Origin of the sequence: Pseudomonas sp. LFS074, from assembly GCF_047978165.1 — a bacterium.
GTDB classification, from domain to species: Bacteria; Pseudomonadota; Gammaproteobacteria; order Pseudomonadales; family Pseudomonadaceae; genus Aquipseudomonas; species Aquipseudomonas putida_P.
The window spans coordinates 909738-927496 of record NZ_JBFPFV010000003.1 but is presented as its reverse complement, the minus strand read 5'-3'; the positions used below and the strand labels follow the sequence as shown (position 1 = coordinate 927496).

Below are 17759 nucleotides of genomic sequence, written 5' to 3'. Positions count from 1 at the left end.
CCGATTTCAACCCCGGCGAACTTTCACCCGCTGACAATAATGTCTGTGGAGATGCGAGCACGTCAGATGATCAAATCCGTCGGAAATATCTGGTCATGCCGAAATGCAAATGGGTGAGAAAGTCTCGGCTTACCTGCCTAACTTGGAAATGTTGCTTTTTGGCTTTGTTGCTTGGAGCCGTTGATTTTCCATCGTGAGTTCAAGGATTTTTGAGTCAGCCTCCACTAGCAGAGCCAGAGCATTATCCCGTTGGCTTTTGAGTGCCTCAATTTGCTCCCGTAGCGTCCTATTGCGATTGCGCTGAGCGTAAATTGATTGTGATGGAGAGCGGGGTTGCTCATCACCGTACTGGTTGATCCAATACTGGATCTCCTCAACAAGTGTGGGAAACCTGGCTTTTTTCAAAGCCGATGGATCTAAACCCGCCTCCCTGGCCACGTTATTTTGAGTAACCCGCGTTCCCTTAGGTAATAGGTTCGGTTTACCCCGCTTGAGCCTGTCAAAAGCCTCACGGAACGCTGTCTCGGCACGCCCGCCGCGAGGTGAATTAGGAATTTTTGATGACATCCAAGACGCTCTCTACAGCCTGCAGCTGATAGTTGATTGATATATGGAATGGTGATCCATCTTCGGCATCTCTCGAACGCTTTTGAAGGACTTCCCGCAATTTTAGGATTTGTTGTTTTTTACCCTTATCAATCAGCAGATCAAGACACGGGGGTTTGCCATCGCCACCACCACATCTGCCAACATAATCTATCCCCCCATAGGGGCAGGGCATTGGGTTGGCGCATGCTCCTAGAAGAATTTCGCGGTAACCAATCGCGCCATCTTTCGCAGCCTTTACAAGCTTGTTGTGATCTTTCACGCTGACTAGATTTAAAATTTGATCTTTTCTCTTTTCGCCATGTGGGCTTACGAAGGTAGAGGTGTTGAGTGCAGAGAAGCTTCTAGCCACTGATTCATACATGGCGCGGATATACTCAGCCTGCGCTTCTTGATTTAGGTTAGCATTGAGATGGTAATACCCATTTCCATAATACCTAGTCATGGCACGACTCGCATGCTTCAGTTGATACTGAACTGAGGGATCGCTCACAATCCCTGAGGCGCTCATGTTAACCGCCCCCGTGCGCCGAAGCTGATGCCATGCAAGCGGCCAGATTTTACCCACAGCATATTTTGCAGGGGATAATGTTGGAGTGATCAAAAGAGCCCCTACTAAATCGCCTTCCTGGATCTTAAGCTCGTTCGTATCAAATAATCTTGGATATCTGCTTAGAAACATACTGTAATGGAGTTCATGGCAGCGGATATCGGGGGTGGTATCAAATCTGGTACTTCTACGCCATGGCTCGTAAGCTCTAAGTGCAAGAAAAGGATTTTGTTTGTCTTCCTCAGTCAATGAAATATTTGAGTTGAAGGAGGCACACCTGGTCCTAAATTTGCTTACGGAGTTCATTACCTCAATGGCCAAGTTAGAAGATGGGGAGGTGATCCAGTATGCTTCATCGTCCTCGATTGTTTTGTTAGTCGAGCCTCTAAGGAGGTAAATGTCCTCTTTTGTAATCTTGTCTTTTTCAATCACCAAGCAATCGGATCTGAGCGAGGATGTTTCATCGATACGCATTAGCGTAAAATTCAGTAAGTATGCTTTACCGATATTGCTAGCCATTGAAAAATACTGCGACAAGATGGTGGCGCCATTATGTCGGACATCTCCACACCATTTCTCTAGCAGATCCAATATCCCAAAATTTTCGGCGGTGATATAAAAAGGGCCAAATTTATGACCGCTAAATAACTTTGACTTTAAAGCTGGATTGTTTAGTGATACAAAGGGGAGGTTATATTTTGTCAATTGTTGTGAGCATGAAGCTCTCAAGCTTCCGGCGTTTAGAGCGTATGCTTGAAGGCAGTATTCCGCACATGCCTCCAAAGCACCTAAGTTATTCCTGAAGTCTTCAAGGAAATCACGGAGTCGACTTAATTGATATAGCCATATACGGGGTGGGATATAAGCTGTCTGTGATTTTTCATGTGAAGGGATTTTTGACTGTAATTCGGCTATTCCTTTGGCGTCAAGAATGTATACGCCAGAATGCTCGCGTTGCTCCCATAAGGTATGAAGCAGTACGATAAGTCGACGAGCCTGAGACGGCCAGACGACCTTAGAGAAGCTTTCAATAACTTTTGGGAATCGATACAAGTCAGTCGCTAGAAGATTGTTCTTTGTGCAGTATGTGAAGATCTGTCTAAAATTTTCATAGTGACCCACTAATGTCCGGATTTCTCTACACGGATTAGGGCCGTAAATCCAAAATGCTACAATGCGTTTGAAGATTTCAGAGTTCTCCGGGCTGATATCTCCGGATCTTTTTCTCTTAGACTCTCCAAAGTTTAGCTTTAGTACAAAGCCTGCCCATGGTGTTAGGTCCCACTCGTTATCGCCATACCTCGCTGTTATTTCACCCTCGGTAGATATGCAGATTGGAAAGTCAGGTGCGGGCGGCCACGCGCTCGGCATAAAATTCACGTCGCTTGGCGATGCCGTGGCTGTAACTATATTCAATCCAGCAAAAACCATACTCGGCATCACCGCGCTAGCTCCATAAGTTGTATTAGTCCCTCATAGTTGCGATGAAAGCGGCCTTCTCTCATTCTGTTCTCAGATTCTAGCACCCAAGATGTGCGAGGCTCACCACTTTTGGAAAAATGGTTAAGCTTTGTATCTATGCGGTTTATCAGTGTAGTTATGGGGTGATCTTTTTTTGTTTCTTTGGAAGGAACAGAACGATCTAGTTCCAACGCTTTTAGGTATTTATAGGTAGCTAAGGACCACACGTAATCTTCGCTATCTACATCGCGTTGGTATTCGCAGAAAAGGCAACCTGCAGGTGTTGAGCAATCAGGCTTATAGGCTCCATCCAATAACGTGCCCGACATGATGGGATGAACTGGTGCTATACACATTCCGGGCCCCACTGACGCGACAGCTGGATCGGTCATTCGATAGAATCGAGATATCTCTACAGCCGCTGCTTGGTGATGTGGCTCCTCATATATATGTAGCAAGGTTTCTTTTGTATGCTGGGCCATTTCAGCCACGAGGTCAGGACTGCGACTTTTCCGAAGTAACCAATTGATTCTAGACTTACGCAAGGCCATAGGGCGGAAATGTTTTATTCCTAGTGTTCTGCACCGAGAAATAATACCCTGAAATGTTGGAAAGCTACCCTCGACGGGTATCTTGTTTGAGTACACAAAGGGGAACAATCGGTCGTCGTCAGCGACTCCTAAAATTTTAACCCATTCTAGGTATCTCTTGAATAGTGGTACATATTCTTTGAATATTACAAACTCAGCCTCTCCGCCCAGACGCCCCTTGTAGACTCTGTAAACTACAACGTCATCCCCATCGGTCTTATATCTAAAACTTCCAACTTTCAGTCTTGCGGCTTGGGAAAGATTCATTCCGGTCTGGGATATGAAAATTAAAATCTCGACTTCTATCCGGAGGTTTACCAGGGATTTCCGCTTTTCAAAAACCAGATGAGGTGGAATTGCCGCTCTGCGCTCTAAAAATCTATTTTTTTCTGAGGTGGCTTGGCAGGAATCTTCGATATTTATGTTTAGCAGCCCCGGTTGTTCAGTAAGTACATCGCCGGATTTTAATTTTATTAATAACGGCAGAGGTCCAGTCATCGCCTCTACCGTTAAGTTATTTGATAGATCCATCAATAAGCTGCCGAACCTAAAGAGCTCCTCTAAGTTTTGTTTGTCAGCCTCTGTGCCCAAGGCTCTATTTTTTTTTGAGCTCACCCTAAGCCTAGTTGTGGATAGAAGGCCGACAGTGAGCCGGAGGCAAGGCTTTAGTAGGTTGTCAATCGTTTTTGCCTGCCTGTAGGCGGTCATATTTTTTAAGTCTCGATTGACCCGCACTCTCTGGATCAAGTGTTCTACCCAAGATTGGTAGGACGCAGCGACTTGCTCTATAGTCGCCTGGGAAGTGTTCTGGTCACACCATGAGAAAAATGTGCGCAAAGTTCGTATTCTGGTTTTGACAGTAACTTGCTGAACGCCACGGACTATCTGTGCGGTTAATTCGTCATGCAATGCCTGAACCAGCGGGAATCGCTTAGCGTCAGGTAGGCCGAAATGGCCAGCCTCAATCAATTTCATAACCTTGTCAGCGGGGGCTTTAGAGGCCCCGATGTAGAGCAAAGAAGCTAGGTCAAACTTAGCTTCATGCGTGCCATAGGGGAGCGCTGGAAAGGTTAGGTCTAGAATTTTACTCATCGCCGAATGCATCCGAGCCGGCTATTCCTAAGAAGTCACGTGTGAAAGCGTCCGCTATTTCTGACATAACTTCCATCTTCTCGATGAAGCGAATATAGGTAAGGGAGGTTTTTTCGCTTTTATGTAGCAGTGCTTGTCGAACCAGTTGAATAGCCGTGCTAACTGAGCCGTGTTTTAATGCAATGCGAGCGAGTTCAGTTGCGAAAGTGCACCTACTTTGATGAAATCGGAAGTTTCGAAAGGCACTGATCCCATTTGAAATTCCGTCTTTTCGCAGCCTGCCCAGTTGTACACTGATACCGCGACTAGCATTGCCATCTCCGTGGCCGAAAGCTTTCCCGTAACGACTCAGGAAGATCACATCGCGGCTATCAGGGGCAGCCTGGCTCTGGCGGGCTAACCTTCGTGTCGAGTAAATGTATTCATTCAAAAGCTTCAGATCTTCGTCGCTGATCCAGATCTGACCTGTAACACCAAACTTAGTGTGTACTGGCGGGTGCGCTCCTGGGCCAACTGCAAGCTTGTTGAAACCTGGGAACATGGGATCAGGCACGGCCCGCTTAATTGTGGCGATCCTCAGATCACATAGCGTGCCTATCCGCATCCCTGTGCCGAAGCCGAGTCTCAATAGAAGGTAGAGCTCATAATTCCCATGTATCAAAGCGAAGCTGACCACCTGACTGGCAGCCTCTGCGGTAAGTGGGATGAGCCCATCTTCAAGCTTTTCTCCCTGAGACTTGCGATTTGGGATCGCTAAATTTGTGGTCGCGACCATCATCGTTCTAGCAAAACCGAACTCATCCACCAGCCGGACGCCGACTTGCTCGTCAGTCCACATGGGCCATTCTGTAGACAGCAACCGGGACGCTGCCAACCACTTATAGAATCTGACAACTGCCGCCATGCGTTGAGACGCCGTAGACGGTGCCAGCTCTCCGCAATCTCTAGCCGCGATCAGGTCGCCTCGGAACCTCACTAAGCATCGATCTGCCTCACGCGCCGGAAAATGCCACCACTGAACATTTTGTCGCTCTAGCCATTTGGCATAAGCATGAAGGTGGGTGATCGAAGATAAAGTAGTTTTCGAGTCGGTACTTTTGCTCGCCTGCTCGAATGCCCAAAGGTTCGCCTCTCTCCACGGGGTCTGGTCAGCCCAAACGATTTGCGGGAGTGACTCGATGATGTTCTTAGCTGACGCTGGTGTTCTGTGCAACTCACCGTCTAGCAGCTTGATTTGGCTGGGGGTGTAGCGAATTTTTTCTAGGGTTGCCATTTAGGTGTGAGGGTCTAAATGTCCATGGGGCGCACAATGTAGACTATGTCTGTCCACGTCGTCCATGTCGACCGTGCAAGGGCACGGGTTCATCGCCGCCACCAGTTGGAAGCGCGCTGGGAAGCGCACCTTGTCGCGGGCCCGGGCAATCACGATTTCGCCCGACTCGAGCGGCTCGCGCAGCACCTCCAGCACGCGCCGCTCGAACTCTGGCAACTCATCCAGAAACAGTACGCCGTGATGGGCCAGGGTTATTTCGCCTGGTTGCGGTCGGCTGCTGCCCCCGACCAGCGCCGGGCCGGAGGCGGAGTGATGAGGGTGGCGGAACGGCCGCTGCGGCCAGCTGTTCAGCGGTGCATGCCCGCTGATTGACTGGATTGCCGCCACTTCGAGCGCCTCGTGCTCGTCCAGCGGCGGCAGCAGCCCCGGCAAGCGGCTGGCAAGCAACGTTTTACCGGTGCCGGGAGGCCCGGTGAACAGCAGGTTGTGTGCCCCGGCGGCCGCCAGCAACAGGGCACGCTTGGCCGCCAGCTGCCCCTGCACTTCACTCAGGTCCGGGTAAGGCCGTTGCTGCAGGATCAGGCCGTTGGCAGCATACGGCGGCAGCGGCACCTGGCCATTCAGGTGGGCGACCAGCTCCAACAGGTGCCCCACCGCATACACCACCAGCCCGCCTGCCAGGCTGGCTTCCTCGGCATTCTCCCGTGGTACTACCAGTGCCCGGCCTGCCTCGCGCGCCGCCAGTGCCGCCGGCAGCACACCCTGCACCGGGCGCAGTTTGCCAGACAGCGCCAGTTCGCCCAGGCACTCGACCTCGGTAAGGGCGGCAACCGGCACCTGGCCGTCGGCGGCGAGGATGCCCAAGGCAATGGCCAGGTCGTAACGCCCGCCATCCTTGGGCAGGTCGGCGGGGGCGAGGTTTTGGGTAATGCGACGCTGCGGGTAGTTCAGCCCGGAATTGACGATGGCACTGCGCACCCGGTCCTTGCTTTCCTTGACCGTGGTTTCCGGCAGGCCGACTAGGGTGAGATGGGGCAAGCCATTGGCCAGGTGGGTTTCGACACTGACTGCTGGAGCCTGCACGCCCACTTGGGCGCGGCTGTGGACGAGTGCTAGGGACATGGACACTCCGTTGTCACTGGAAAGGGCCGCTTCCTGCGGCAGGTGCAAAGGATAGCCAGCACTGCCACGGCAGGCGCAACAACTATGCGTCCTGGTATTTCAGGGCAGTGTTTTTCCCTGTGTTTCGATGCCGTCCGGCAAAAATGGATCCAATAGACTTTGCGCAGTCGCCAGGTATGGCTTAGTGTTGTTGGGCAATTGCAGTTGCCATGGGATGGCACCGCGTCTTTTTTCAAATGGACTTGAGGTATTGCGCCGTGCAAACGCTTACCCGCACGCGCCAGGTAATCCGCGAACTGGTACAGGCCAGTGCATTCGTTGAACTCAACCGCTTTTTCGACAGCCTTGAGGCACGGTGGCGCCAAGCCCCGTTCGGCGAGTTCCCGGCCTACCTGGCTGCCATCGAAGGGCACATGCTGGTCGACCTGGAAAACCAGGGTGACAGGGCCCTGAGCCAAGCGCTCAAAGCCTGGATTGACGCCTGCCCCAAGGCGTACCACCCACAAGTGGTCATGGGCATGCATTGCTTCCACCGAGCCTGCCAGGTGCAGGTTGGGGGCCAACGCAACGCTGCCCGCGTGCTGGCCGTCGAGCAAATGTGTGAAACCGCAACCGCGCACCTGTTGCGTGCAATGGACCGGTCTGCACAACCCGTGGCCGCGGCCATTGGCATGCTGCGTATCAGTGCGCAGCTGCGCGAGCCTGGCTGGTTGATCGAACTGTTTCAGGGGCATCCAGCGCGTTACAGGCCCAGTGCCCATGCTGATGTGGAAGTGCAGGAAGCCGCAGCGCCCTTGCTGGTGAAGCATGGGGTATTCCCCCTGGCTGAGCTGCCACAGGCGTTGCCGCCTTGCCTGGGCAGGCGGGTCGATCATGAAAACGAAGACCCCCGCTATTACTGGCTGCGCCATGCACTGGTCGCTCGCCCTGGATGCTTCGAAGCGATTCAGGCCATTGCCGTTTACCTGCAGCCCCGCTGGGGTGGCAGTTTCGATGCGCTTGAGCTTTTGGCCAATGGCCCGTTGTGTTCAACCTGGGACGAAAGCTTGCGCAATGCGCTGCGCTGGATGGCCGTCGAATGCAGGCTGATGCTGCCGCATGCCAACCCGTTGCAGGCCGTCGCCGAATGGCAGCCGGTGTTCGAAAGCTGGTCACAACGCCCGAAAAGGCCCCGAGAAAGCGCGGTCGTGCTGGCCTGGCGGGGGGCGCTGCGCAGCCGTGCAGTGCAAGACCATGCCGGCGCAATGCGCGATTTTGCCGCGAGCTTTGCGTGCAATACCGACCACGGCGCCATCCGTGCCATGGGCGAGCCATTTCGCTGCCTGGTCGAACTGATACTGCGCAAAGGCATGACGGATGAGAAACACCTGTTGCGCAGCGCCATCGAGCGGTTGTGTGAAGGCCGCTCCCATGCGGGCGCCTGTGCATTGCGCGCTGCCGGGCACCGGTTCGGGCTGTGGGGGCTGCCACGCTCGGTCGAGCAGGCAAGGCTTTGGTCGCAGCGGGCGGTGAAACGCCAGTGCGCGGGTCAGGCACCGGGGCTCGAGGTGCTCGAGGTGGCGAAGTTGCTGTGGGCAGCCAACCGGCATGAAGTGGCCTGCTACCTGTATGAACGCTGCGCCGAACTGAACCTGCCTGGGGCCGCCCTGGGCCTGTACGAGCTGCACAATGGCGGCTTGGCCAACACACCGGCGCATTACCTGGATGATGAGGCAGCCGAGTACTGGCTGCAGCGCGCGGTGGAAGCGGGCAGCCGGCAGGCCAAGTACAACCTGGCCTGCCTGCGCATGGATGGCGATGAGGACCTGAGTGAGCGCAGTGCCATGCTGGCCGTCAGGCAGCTGCTGGTCGACGCACTGGGCAATGCGCAGACCAATGCCCGTGCACGTTTGCACCTGGGGATTTTGTTGCGTCAGTTTGGTGAAGCACAGGAGCGAGCCGAGGCAGTTACCTACCTGCTGAGCCTGGTGGAGTACCCGGACCCTTGGATTGCCGGGCGTGCCAGCGCCGAACTGGGGCTGGCGTGGATGCAGGGCCGCGGCACCCGCAAGCAGAGCCGCTTTGCCGCCATCGAATGGGCCAACCGGGCGGCCAGATTACAGCCGGGGGATACGGCCATCGAGGATATCCAGGCCGAGATCCTCAATTCGCGCAACCGGGTGAAGACGTTGTTTACCCAGTGTGGCGCGGCATTGTTCCGCGGCACCTTGCATGCCAGCGAGTTGCCACCGAAACAGGCCTGTATGAATTAGACCGGGGCTGCAAAGCAGCCCCCTCTCATTCAGGGCTTGGCGCCAAGGATGATGTGCGAGGCCTTGATCAGCGCGGTGGCCTTCACGCCTGGCGCCAGCCCCAGCTCCTGCACGGCTTCGCGGGTGACGATGGCATACACCTCGGTGCCACCGGCCAGCTTCAGCACTACCTCGGCGTTCACAGCACCATCGCCAACCCGTACCACTTCACCTTCCAGGGCATTACGGGCCGACAGCTTGTAACCGGCAGCGTCAGTCAGCAGCACCACCCAAGGCGCCTTGACCAGCGCCACGGCGTCTTTACCGACATTGATGTTGAGGTTATGCAGGCTGGCCATGGTGACCACTGCCACCAGTTTTTCACCACCACCGAGGGTCAGCTCGACTTCGGCATTGACCGCACCGGGCTGAACTTGGGTGACTTTGCCTTCGAAAACATTGCGTGCGCTGACTTTCATGGGGAAACGCTCCGTGTAACAACCCGCGCCCGAGGGATTCAGGCGCGCACATAAACCCAGGCAGTCAGGCCCGAGGCGAGGGTGACGGCGACGCGCTTGTAGTCGGCGACTTCATAGCGGTCCGCCGCCGCCAGCTCTTCTTCGCTGATCTGGAAGACCATCCCGGCCACGCTGTCGTCGGCCTGGCTGCTGGGGGAAACGATGGGGTGATGGGGCTTGCCGCTGGCGGCCAGTACGCCCGGGTCGGTGATCTCGACCCAGTCCTGGCGGTAGCCAAGCATACGGTCGGCCTGGCCGCTCAGCTCACGGCCGAAGTTGGCCAGTTGCACGGCTTTGTCCTGCAATGTGCCGTAGGAAAACAGCAGTACCGGGTATGCGCTGGAGGGCTGCATTCACTCACCTTGTGGGTTCAGCCGTGCTTCCAGCTCGGCTACTTGTTTTTCCAGTGCTTCCAGGCGCGCGCGGGTGCGCGCCAGCACGACCATCTGGCTGTCGAATTCGTCGCGGCTGACCAAGTCCAGCTTGCTGAAGGCACCTTGCATCAGCACCTTGAACTGGCTTTCCAGTTCTGCACGGGGCTGGGCGGTATCGTTGCTGAACAGGCGCGAGGCTTGATCGCTCAGGGCATCGAGAAGGGCTTTTGGCGCGAGCATGGGGCGGTCCACTGAAACTGAAAGTGGTCGGCAGTGTAGCACGGGCCATTCAGCCACTCAGGCTCGCTCCCCCTGCACATTTTTCGCGCAGTACGCCCTGCCAGCGCGCACCGATATTGTGCATGTTTTCCATACTGGCGACTGGCCAATCCCGACTGTTTCACATAACCCACTGTTTTCCGGTGCTTTGCCGGAACTGGCAAGGTTTCTGCAAAGACCTGAACGAGCCATGCACTGATGCAGTTCCTTGTGACCGGGCAGTGCGCACGCGGAGCCGGATACCGACGACGCGTTACAAAGCCAAGCGCTGCGCTTAGACTTGAGACGGGTTTGTTTTCCTGGGGCAAGTCCACCAAATCGGGAGAGAGTTTCATGAAGCTAGTCACAGCCATCATCAAGCCGTTCAAGCTGGACGACGTGCGCGAGTCGCTGTCGGAAATCGGCGTGCAGGGCATCACCGTCACCGAAGTCAAAGGCTTCGGTCGGCAGAAGGGCCACACCGAGCTGTATCGCGGTGCTGAATATGTGGTCGATTTCCTGCCCAAGGTGAAGATCGATGTCGCCATCGATGACAAGGACCTTGATCGGGTAATCGAAGCCATCACCAAGGCAGCCAACACCGGCAAGATCGGTGACGGCAAGATTTTCGTGGTGAATCTGGAGCAGGCAATCCGTATCCGTACCGGCGAAACCGATACCGACGCGATCTAAGCAGCAAAAAAGCCTCACCAAACCCAACGCCCCAGGAGAAAACAACATGACTCTGCGTAAGATCGCAGGGCTAGGAGCCCTATTGTCCCTCGTAATGCCCGGGCTTGCCCTGGCAGAGGAAGCTGCCCCAGCGCTGAACTCCGGCGATACCGCCTGGATGCTGACCGCAACGGCGCTGGTGCTGTTCATGACCATTCCGGGCCTGGCCCTGTTCTATGGCGGCATGGTGCGTTCCAAGAACGTGCTGTCGGTGATGATGCAGTGCTTTGCAATCACCGGCCTGATGAGCATTCTCTGGGTCGTTTACGGCTACAGCATGGCCTTCGATACCACCGGTATGGAAAAGGGCGTGCTCAACTTCAACTCCTTCGTTGGCGGTTTCTCCAAAGCCTTTCTCAGCGGCGTGACGCCCGAGAACTTGACCTCGGCCACCGCGCTGTTCCCTGAAGCGGTATTCATCACCTTCCAGATGACATTTGCCATCATCACCCCGGCGCTGATCGTCGGTGCCTTCGCCGAGCGCATGAAGTTCTCCGCGATGCTGGTGTTCATGGGTATCTGGTTCACCCTGGTGTATGCGCCTATCGCGCACATGGTGTGGAGTGGTGACGGCGCACTGATGTGGGACTGGGGCGTGCTGGACTTCGCTGGCGGCACCGTGGTGCACATCAACGCCGGTATCGCAGGCCTGGTCTGCTGCCTGGTGCTGGGCAAGCGCAAAGGCTACCCGACCACGCCGATGGCCCCGCACAACCTGGGCTATACCCTGATGGGCGCGGCCATGCTGTGGATCGGCTGGTTCGGCTTCAACGCAGGCTCCGCCGCTGCGGCCAACGGCACCGCCGGCATGGCCATGCTGGTCACCCAGATCGCCACTGCCGCTGCGGCACTGGGCTGGATGTTCGCCGAGTGGATCGGCCACGGTAAACCCAGTGCCCTGGGCATCGCCTCGGGTGTGGTTGCCGGCCTGGTCGCCATTACCCCGGCTGCAGGCACCGTGGGCCCGATGGGCGCTCTGGTGATTGGCCTGGCGTCGGGTGTGATCTGCTACTTCTGCGCCACCACCCTCAAGCGCAAGCTGGGCTATGACGACTCGCTGGACGCTTTCGGCGTGCACGGAATCGGCGGCATCATCGGTGCCATCCTCACCGGCGTGTTCGCAGCCCCTGCACTGGGCGGCTTCGGTACCGTCACCGACATCGGCATGCAGGTCTGGATCCAGGCCAAGGGCGTGATCTTCACCGTGGTGTACACCGCCATCGTCACCTACGTGATCCTCAAGGTGCTGGATGTGGTGATGGGCCTGCGGGTCAACGAAGAAGAAGAGTCGGTCGGCCTCGACCTGGCTCAGCACAACGAACGCGGCTACAACCTGTAACTGCGACGCGGTAAAAATTTGCCCGGCTTGCCGGGCATTTTTTTGTCAGATTTTCAGCATTTCGCGCTCGGCAAACGGTTTATTCGACACGTTCGCGACGTAGGTAAAAAACTTACAAGTCGTAGGGCGTTTATGGAGCTTTGCTTTTTCCACGGGCGCGCTAGAATGCGCGCCGAAGGGTGTTTGACGTGTAGTCCACACACTTCGCCAGCCTTTGCTAGGCTTGCCAATAGCGTGTGGCCAGCAGGGGTTAATGGATTTGTCAGGTCCTGCCAGGAGCAGGGCCTGCTGGGTGCCGCCTCCCATCAGGAGTGCCGACCCAAGGGCAGTGGCCTAACCCACGGCCAGTTGAATTTTCACTGGTGGCTGCCGGTCTACGGCTGCACTGGTCTATAACTAACCTGCTTTTCGCAAGTCATGAGGTAGAACATGAGCGACGACGATCTGGAAAATGATGACCTCGAAGTAGGCGACGAAGACGAGGCTGATGAAGGCCTCGAAGCGGCGGCTGACGACGGCGCCGAAGATGCTGGCGATGACGACAGCAGCCCGGCACCCGCTGCCAAGGGCAAATCCAAGGCGGCGGTCTCGGTAGACGAGATGCCGAGCATGGAAGCCAAGCAGAAAGAGCGTGATGCCCTGGCCAAGGCGATGGAAGAGTTCCTTTCGCGCGGTGGCAAGGTGCAGGAAGTCGAGGCCAACGTGGTCGCCGACCCGCCCAAGAAGCCGGACAACAAGTACGGCAGCCGCCCTATCTGAGTGGCTGATCGCAAAAAAGCCCGCCGTCGCTGCGGGCTTTTTTGTGCCTGTTGTTCAGAACAGGTTGCTGTGCAGGCCGGGCCTTCAACGCCAGCGCGAAAGGATGTCGGGTAGCTGCGACAGGCGCTGGATCTCGGCATCCGGTGCCTGTTCGCCCGCCCATGCCTTACCCTGTGGGTTGAACCATACCGCACGCAGACCGGCGCGCTGGGCGCCAGCGATGTCATCACCGGGGTGATCGCCAATGTGCACCGCCGCGCTGGCTTCCGATTCTCCACGGCGTAGGGCTTCCAGAAACGGCGCCGGGTCCGGCTTGCCGATACCGAGGTCCTCAGCGCACAGGGCAAAGCGGAAGTAGTCCGCCAGCCCCAGCCGGCTCACATCGGCGTTGCCGTTGGTGACCACGCCCAGGGTGTAGTGGTGGCGCAGAATCTCCAGCACCGGTTGCACTTCGGGGAAGATCTCCACCTGATGGCGGGCATGCAGGAATACTTCGAAACCTTCGTTGGCCAGTTCCTGCGCATGTTTCTCGCTGTAGCCGACCTCTTCCAAGGCATGGAACAGCACGCGCCGGCGCAGGGCGCTGATGCGGTGCTTGAGGCCGGGCTCGGCTTGTACCAGGCGCTCGCGGATGGCGAACAGGTGCTCCACCGGCACGCCGCCAAGGATCGGGGCGTTGGCTTCGAGCCAGTCGCGCAGCACGACTTCGGCAGTGGCAATCACTGGCGCGGTGTCCCACAGGGTATCGTCCAGGTCGAAGGTGATCAGCTTGATGCTCATGAGTCATTGCCCTTGCTGCGTTTGGCCCGAGGGTGGGCGCTGTCATACACCGCGGCCAGGTGCTGGAAGTCCAGGTGGGTGTAGATCTGCGTGGTGCTGATGTCGGCATGGCCGAGCAGCTCTTGCACCGCACGCAGGTCCTGGGACGATTCCAGCACATGGCTGGCGAAGGAATGGCGAAGCATGTGCGGGTGCAGGTGCTGGCCCAGCTCGCGCTCACCGGCGGCCTTTACCCGCAGCCGGACGGCCTGGGGGCTGATGCGGTTGCCCTGGCGGGTAATGAACACCGCGCGGTCGCGCGGGTTGCCAATGCCGCGCAGGCGGTACCACGCCTGCAGCGCCTCGCGCGCCTTGCGGCCAACAGGCAGTACGCGGGCCTTGCCGCCCTTGCCCAGTACCTGTACCAGGCCGGCGGCGAGGTCGAGGTGATCGAGGTCGAGGTTGGTCAGCTCGGACAGGCGCAGGCCCGACGAATAGAACAGCTCAAGGATCGCCTGGTCACGTCGGGCGATGAAGTCGTCGTCGACGCCGCCATCGAGCAATTGCAGAGCGCGGTCGGTGTCCAGCACCTTGGGCAAGCGGCGCTCACCCTTGGGCGCGCTCAGGCCGGTGGCTGGGTCGTGCTGGCACAGGCCTTCGCGGTTGAGGTAGCGGTACAGGCCGCGCACGGCCGACAGTAGCCGCGCCAGGCTGCGCGAAGACTGGCCATGGTGGTGCAGGCGGGCGATCAGCTGGCGCAGTTGCTGGATCTGCAGCGCCTGCCAGTCGGCAATCCCGTGTTCCTTGCAGTAGGCGATGACCTTGTCCAGGTCACGGCGGTAGCCCAGCAAGGTGTGCTCCGATACCTGGCGCTCGTTGCGCAGGTGTGCGCAATAAGCCTCCAGCTGGCGTTCCATCAGCGTACCGAGCGCAGGGTCTGGGTAACGCGTGGCACAACGCGGCCGAGTACTTCGGCGATGTAGCCGAGGAACAGGGTGCCGACGCTGCTCTTGTAGTGTTGCGGGTCGCGGCTGCCGATGGCCAGCACCCCATGCAGCCCCTGGTACTCAAGGGTGGCCACGGCACTGGAGCCTACTTCCCGGCGCTGTTCCTCGCCGAACAGGAAGGCCAGCTCGTGCTCGCGCAGGTTGCCGCTGACCGTCTTGCCGCCGCCCAGCAGGGCGCCGATGGCCTGCTGGGCCTCGGCGTTGCTGACCCAGCGCCCGACCGGCGCGACGTTGTCGCCGAACAGGATCAAGCTGACGAAGGGCACCTGGAACTCCTGGCGCAGGCTGTCTTCGACCGCCATGACCACGTCTTCCAGGCTGCCGGCATCCAGCAGGTCAAGGATCAGCCGGCGGGTCTTGTCGAACAGCCGGTCGTTGTCGCGGGCCACGTCCATCAGTTGCGACAGACGATGGCGCATTTCGATGTTGCGGTCACGCAGCAGCTTGAGCTGGCGCTCCACCAGCGACACGCTGTCACCACGCTGGTGCGGGATGTGCTGTTCGATCAGCAGCTCGTCGTGCTCGGCGAAGAAGGTGGGGTGGGCGCGCAGGTAGGCGACCACCGCTTCGGCATCGAGTTCGGTGGACTGCTTGGGTACAACCTTGGGCTGATCGGTCATGGCGGTTACTCGCTTAGAGACGAACCTGTCCTTCGTAGACGCGTACGGCCGGGCCGGTCATCAGTACGGGCTTGCCGGGGCCGGCCCATTCGATGTGCAGGCGCCCGCCGGGCAGGTCGAGGGACACCGGAGAGTCCATCCAGCCCTGACTGATGGCTGCCACGGCTGCGGCGCAGGCGCCGGTGCCGCAGGCCTGGGTTTCGCCCGCGCCGCGTTCCCACACGCGCAGGTTGGCGCGGTGGCGGTCGATGACCTGGATGAAGCCGGCATTCACCCGCTGCGGGAAGCGTGGGTGGTTTTCGATCTTCGGGCCCAGCTCATGCACGGGGGCAGTACGCACGTCGTCGACACGCAGCACGGCGTGCGGGTTACCCATGGACACGGCGGCAATCGAATGCAGCTGGCCGTCAACTTCCAGTGGGTAGCTCAGCGCCTGTGCGTCGGCGACGAAGGGGATTTCGGCAGGGATGAAGCGCGGCGGGCCCATGTCGACACTCACCTGGCCGTCGTTCTGCACGTCCAGCACGATGATGCCGCTCTTGGTTTCCACACGAATGCGCTTTTTCGCAGTCAGGCGCTTGTCCAGCACGAAGCGGGCGAAACAACGAGCACCGTTGCCACATTGCTCGACCTCGGAGCCGTCGGCATTGAAGATGCGGTAGCGGAAGTCCACTTCCGGGTTGTTCGGCGCCTCGACGATCAGCAATTGGTCGAAGCCGATGCCGGTATGGCGATCACCCCATTGCTTGGCGTGCTTGGGCTGGATGTGCGCGTGCTGGCTGACCAGGTCGAGGACCATGAAGTCGTTGCCCAGCCCATGCATCTTGGTAAAACGCAGCAGCATGGGCTTACTCCGGCAGCAGGCTTTCGCCAGCGTACAGTTCGGCGATGGTCTCGCGGCGGCGTACTTCGAACGCCTGGTCGCCGTCGACCAGGATTTCAGCGCAACGGCCACGGGTGTTGTAGTTGGAACTCATGACAAAACCATAGGCGCCCGCAGACGCTACGGCCAGCAAGTCACCTTCGGCCAGGTTCAGCACGCGGTCCTTGCCAAGGAAGTCGCCGGTCTCGCAGATAGGGCCGACCAGATCGTAGGCACGGCCTTCGCCCGCACGAGGCTTGACCGCGCTGACACCCATCCAGGCTTGATACAGGGCCGGCCGAATCAGGTCGTTCATCGCCGCATCGATGATGGCGAAGTCCTTGTGTTCGGTGTGCTTGAGGTATTCCACACGGGTCAGCAGCACGCCAGCGTTGGCCACGATGTAGCGGCCCGGCTCGAACACCAGGGCCAGGTCGCGCTCGCCCACGCGCTCGCGGATGGCTTTGATGTAGTCGGCCACCAGCGGCGGCTGTTCGTCGCGGTAGCGAACGCCAACACCGCCGCCCAAGTCCAGGTGGCGCAGGTGGATACCGCATTCGGCCAGGCGGTCGACCAGTACCAGCAGGCGGTCGAGTGCGTCGAGGAACGGCTCCACGGTGGTCAGCTGCGAGCCAATGTGGCAGTCGACACCGACCACTTCCAGGTTCGGCAGCTGTGCGGCACGCACGTAGATGGCCTCGGCGTCGGCGATGGCGATGCCGAACTTGTTTTCTTTGAGGCCTGTGGAGATGTAGGGGTGGGTACCGGCATCGACGTCCGGGTTGACGCGCAGCGACACCGGGGCAACCTTGCCCATTTCAGCGGCCACTACTTGCAGGCGCTCCAGTTCGTCGGTGGATTCGACGTTGAAGCAGTGCACGCCAACTTCCAGGGCGCGGCGCATGTCTTCACGGGTTTTACCGACGCCGGAGAAGACCACGCGGTCTGCGCGCCCGCCAGCGGCCAGCACGCGCTCCAGCTCACCGCCGGAGACAATGTCGAAACCTGCGCCCAGGCGCGCCAGTACATTCAGTACGCCCAGGTTGGAGTTGGCCTTTACCGCGAAGCACACCAAGTGTTCAGTGCCTTGCAGGGCATCGGCGTAGCTACGGTACTGGGCCTCGATGTGGGCGCGCGAATACACGTAGGTGGGGGTGCCGTAGCGCTCGGCGATGGCCGACAGGGCCACGCCTTCCGCGAACAGCTCACCGTCGCGGTAGTTGAAAGCGTTCATCTGGTTTCCTTACTGCGCTGGCGACTGCTCGGGCTCGGGCTGCAGTTCGGGCTGCTGCTCTTGTACCGGGGCCGGCTTGGCTTTGGGCTGGTGCTGGTGCGCCTTGTGCGCTTTGCCGTTATCGCCGTCTTCAGGCAGATACAACGGGCCTTTCTGGCCGCAGGCAGAAACGAGGCAGGCAACAGCGACCAGCGCCGCGAAGGAGGAAATCAGGCGCTTCATGGGTGAAATCCTTAGAAAAATGCAGTATTGCGCCCGAGTATACCGAGCGACCGGCGGCTTGCCTATGCAAGGACCGGTCCGCCGGGCGGGCTATTCTTACCCCCTTCAGTGGCTAATCTTTGCATTCGGCGGCAAGCGCCCGTATCTTGC

Annotated in this window: 17 protein-coding genes and 1 pseudogene; 4 read left to right on the top strand and 14 right to left on the bottom strand. The window is 58.3% G+C overall.

From position 1 onward, the window contains the following. Positions 1 to 129 precede the first annotated feature (129 nt). The 5 genes and pseudogenes from ACNQP3_RS28245 to ACNQP3_RS28225 form a co-directional block, all read right to left on the bottom strand. Positions 130 to 567, bottom strand: a complete 438-nt coding sequence (locus ACNQP3_RS28245) for a hypothetical protein (protein ID WP_029380251.1) — start codon at positions 565 to 567, stop codon at positions 130 to 132. Further along, positions 548 to 2596: a hypothetical protein gene (locus ACNQP3_RS28240; RefSeq protein ID WP_264316660.1), complete on the bottom strand. Its 2049-nt coding sequence runs from the start codon at positions 2594 to 2596 to the stop codon at positions 548 to 550. Before ACNQP3_RS28240 ends, ACNQP3_RS28245 begins: the two co-directional genes overlap by 20 nt. Continuing rightward, complete coding sequence (locus ACNQP3_RS28235) at positions 2596 to 4299, bottom strand: site-specific integrase (protein WP_264316659.1); 1704 nt, start codon at positions 4297 to 4299, stop codon at positions 2596 to 2598. The genes ACNQP3_RS28240 and ACNQP3_RS28235 overlap by 1 nt, the downstream gene beginning before the upstream one ends. Beyond that, positions 4292 to 5137: a site-specific integrase gene (locus ACNQP3_RS28230; RefSeq protein ID WP_264316658.1), complete on the bottom strand. Its 846-nt coding sequence runs from the start codon at positions 5135 to 5137 to the stop codon at positions 4292 to 4294. The genes ACNQP3_RS28235 and ACNQP3_RS28230 overlap by 8 nt, the downstream gene beginning before the upstream one ends. 462 nt (positions 5138 to 5599) lie before the next feature. Continuing rightward, positions 5600 to 6736 (bottom strand): annotated as a pseudogene (locus ACNQP3_RS28225) (YifB family Mg chelatase-like AAA ATPase); the annotation flags it as partial. 215 nt (positions 6737 to 6951) lie between these two features. Here ACNQP3_RS28225 and ACNQP3_RS28220 point away from each other — a divergent pair. Then, on the top strand, positions 6952 to 8946 hold the full coding sequence (locus ACNQP3_RS28220) for a DUF4034 domain-containing protein (protein WP_264316657.1): 1995 nt from the start codon (positions 6952 to 6954) through the stop codon (positions 8944 to 8946). Between the two features lie 29 nt (positions 8947 to 8975). On the opposite strand, the gene ACNQP3_RS28215 is transcribed toward ACNQP3_RS28220, so the two are convergent. The 3 genes from ACNQP3_RS28215 to ACNQP3_RS28205 are packed head-to-tail and all read right to left on the bottom strand — an operon-like array spanning position 8976 to position 10057. Then, positions 8976 to 9404, bottom strand: coding sequence for a TOBE domain-containing protein (locus ACNQP3_RS28215; protein WP_012274787.1), 429 nt, complete (start codon positions 9402 to 9404; stop codon positions 8976 to 8978). A gap of 38 nt (positions 9405 to 9442) precedes the next feature. Next, positions 9443 to 9796, bottom strand: a complete 354-nt coding sequence (locus tag ACNQP3_RS28210) for a gamma-glutamylcyclotransferase family protein (RefSeq protein ID WP_060493196.1) — start codon at positions 9794 to 9796, stop codon at positions 9443 to 9445. Then, positions 9797 to 10057 (bottom strand): accessory factor UbiK family protein, encoded by a 261-nt coding sequence (locus tag ACNQP3_RS28205; protein WP_041166618.1) that lies wholly within the window; start codon positions 10055 to 10057, stop codon positions 9797 to 9799. Positions 10058 to 10429: 372 nt separating this feature from the next. Between ACNQP3_RS28205 and glnK the strand changes: the two genes are divergently transcribed. The 3 genes from glnK to sutA all read left to right on the top strand — a co-directional run bounded on the left by glnK (position 10430) and on the right by sutA (position 12905). Then, on the top strand, positions 10430 to 10768 hold the full coding sequence (glnK, locus tag ACNQP3_RS28200; RefSeq protein ID WP_002555808.1) for a P-II family nitrogen regulator: 339 nt from the start codon (positions 10430 to 10432) through the stop codon (positions 10766 to 10768). A 46-nt stretch (positions 10769 to 10814) separates the two neighbouring features. Beyond that, positions 10815 to 12146: an ammonium transporter gene (locus ACNQP3_RS28195; RefSeq protein WP_016712640.1), complete on the top strand. Its 1332-nt coding sequence runs from the start codon at positions 10815 to 10817 to the stop codon at positions 12144 to 12146. A 429-nt stretch (positions 12147 to 12575) separates the two neighbouring features. Continuing rightward, positions 12576 to 12905 carry a transcriptional regulator SutA gene (gene sutA / locus ACNQP3_RS28190; RefSeq protein WP_011536349.1) on the top strand — a complete coding sequence of 110 codons (330 nt, stop codon included), beginning with the start codon at positions 12576 to 12578 and terminating at the stop codon, positions 12903 to 12905. 84 nt (positions 12906 to 12989) lie between these two features. On the opposite strand, the gene ACNQP3_RS28185 is transcribed toward sutA, so the two are convergent. The 6 genes from ACNQP3_RS28185 to lptM are packed head-to-tail and all read right to left on the bottom strand — an operon-like array spanning position 12990 to position 17609. Further along, positions 12990 to 13685: an HAD family hydrolase gene (locus ACNQP3_RS28185; RefSeq protein ID WP_012274783.1), complete on the bottom strand. Its 696-nt coding sequence runs from the start codon at positions 13683 to 13685 to the stop codon at positions 12990 to 12992. Beyond that, positions 13682 to 14581 (bottom strand): tyrosine recombinase XerC, encoded by a 900-nt coding sequence (gene xerC / locus ACNQP3_RS28180; RefSeq protein ID WP_012274782.1) that lies wholly within the window; start codon positions 14579 to 14581, stop codon positions 13682 to 13684. The genes ACNQP3_RS28185 and xerC overlap by 4 nt, the downstream gene beginning before the upstream one ends. Continuing rightward, on the bottom strand, positions 14581 to 15291 hold the full coding sequence (locus ACNQP3_RS28175; protein ID WP_012274781.1) for a DUF484 family protein: 711 nt from the start codon (positions 15289 to 15291) through the stop codon (positions 14581 to 14583). The genes xerC and ACNQP3_RS28175 overlap by 1 nt, the downstream gene beginning before the upstream one ends. Positions 15292 to 15304: 13 nt before the next feature. Further along, the gene (dapF, locus tag ACNQP3_RS28170) at positions 15305 to 16135 is read right to left on the bottom strand and encodes a diaminopimelate epimerase (protein ID WP_012274780.1); all 831 of its coding nucleotides are present in this window, start codon (positions 16133 to 16135) and stop codon (positions 15305 to 15307) included. Between the two features lie 4 nt (positions 16136 to 16139). Further along, complete coding sequence (gene lysA, locus ACNQP3_RS28165; protein ID WP_012274779.1) at positions 16140 to 17387, bottom strand: diaminopimelate decarboxylase; 1248 nt, start codon at positions 17385 to 17387, stop codon at positions 16140 to 16142. A 9-nt stretch (positions 17388 to 17396) separates the two neighbouring features. Beyond that, complete coding sequence (gene lptM / locus ACNQP3_RS28160) at positions 17397 to 17609, bottom strand: LPS translocon maturation chaperone LptM (protein WP_012274778.1); 213 nt, start codon at positions 17607 to 17609, stop codon at positions 17397 to 17399. Positions 17610 to 17759: the final 150 nt, after the last annotated feature.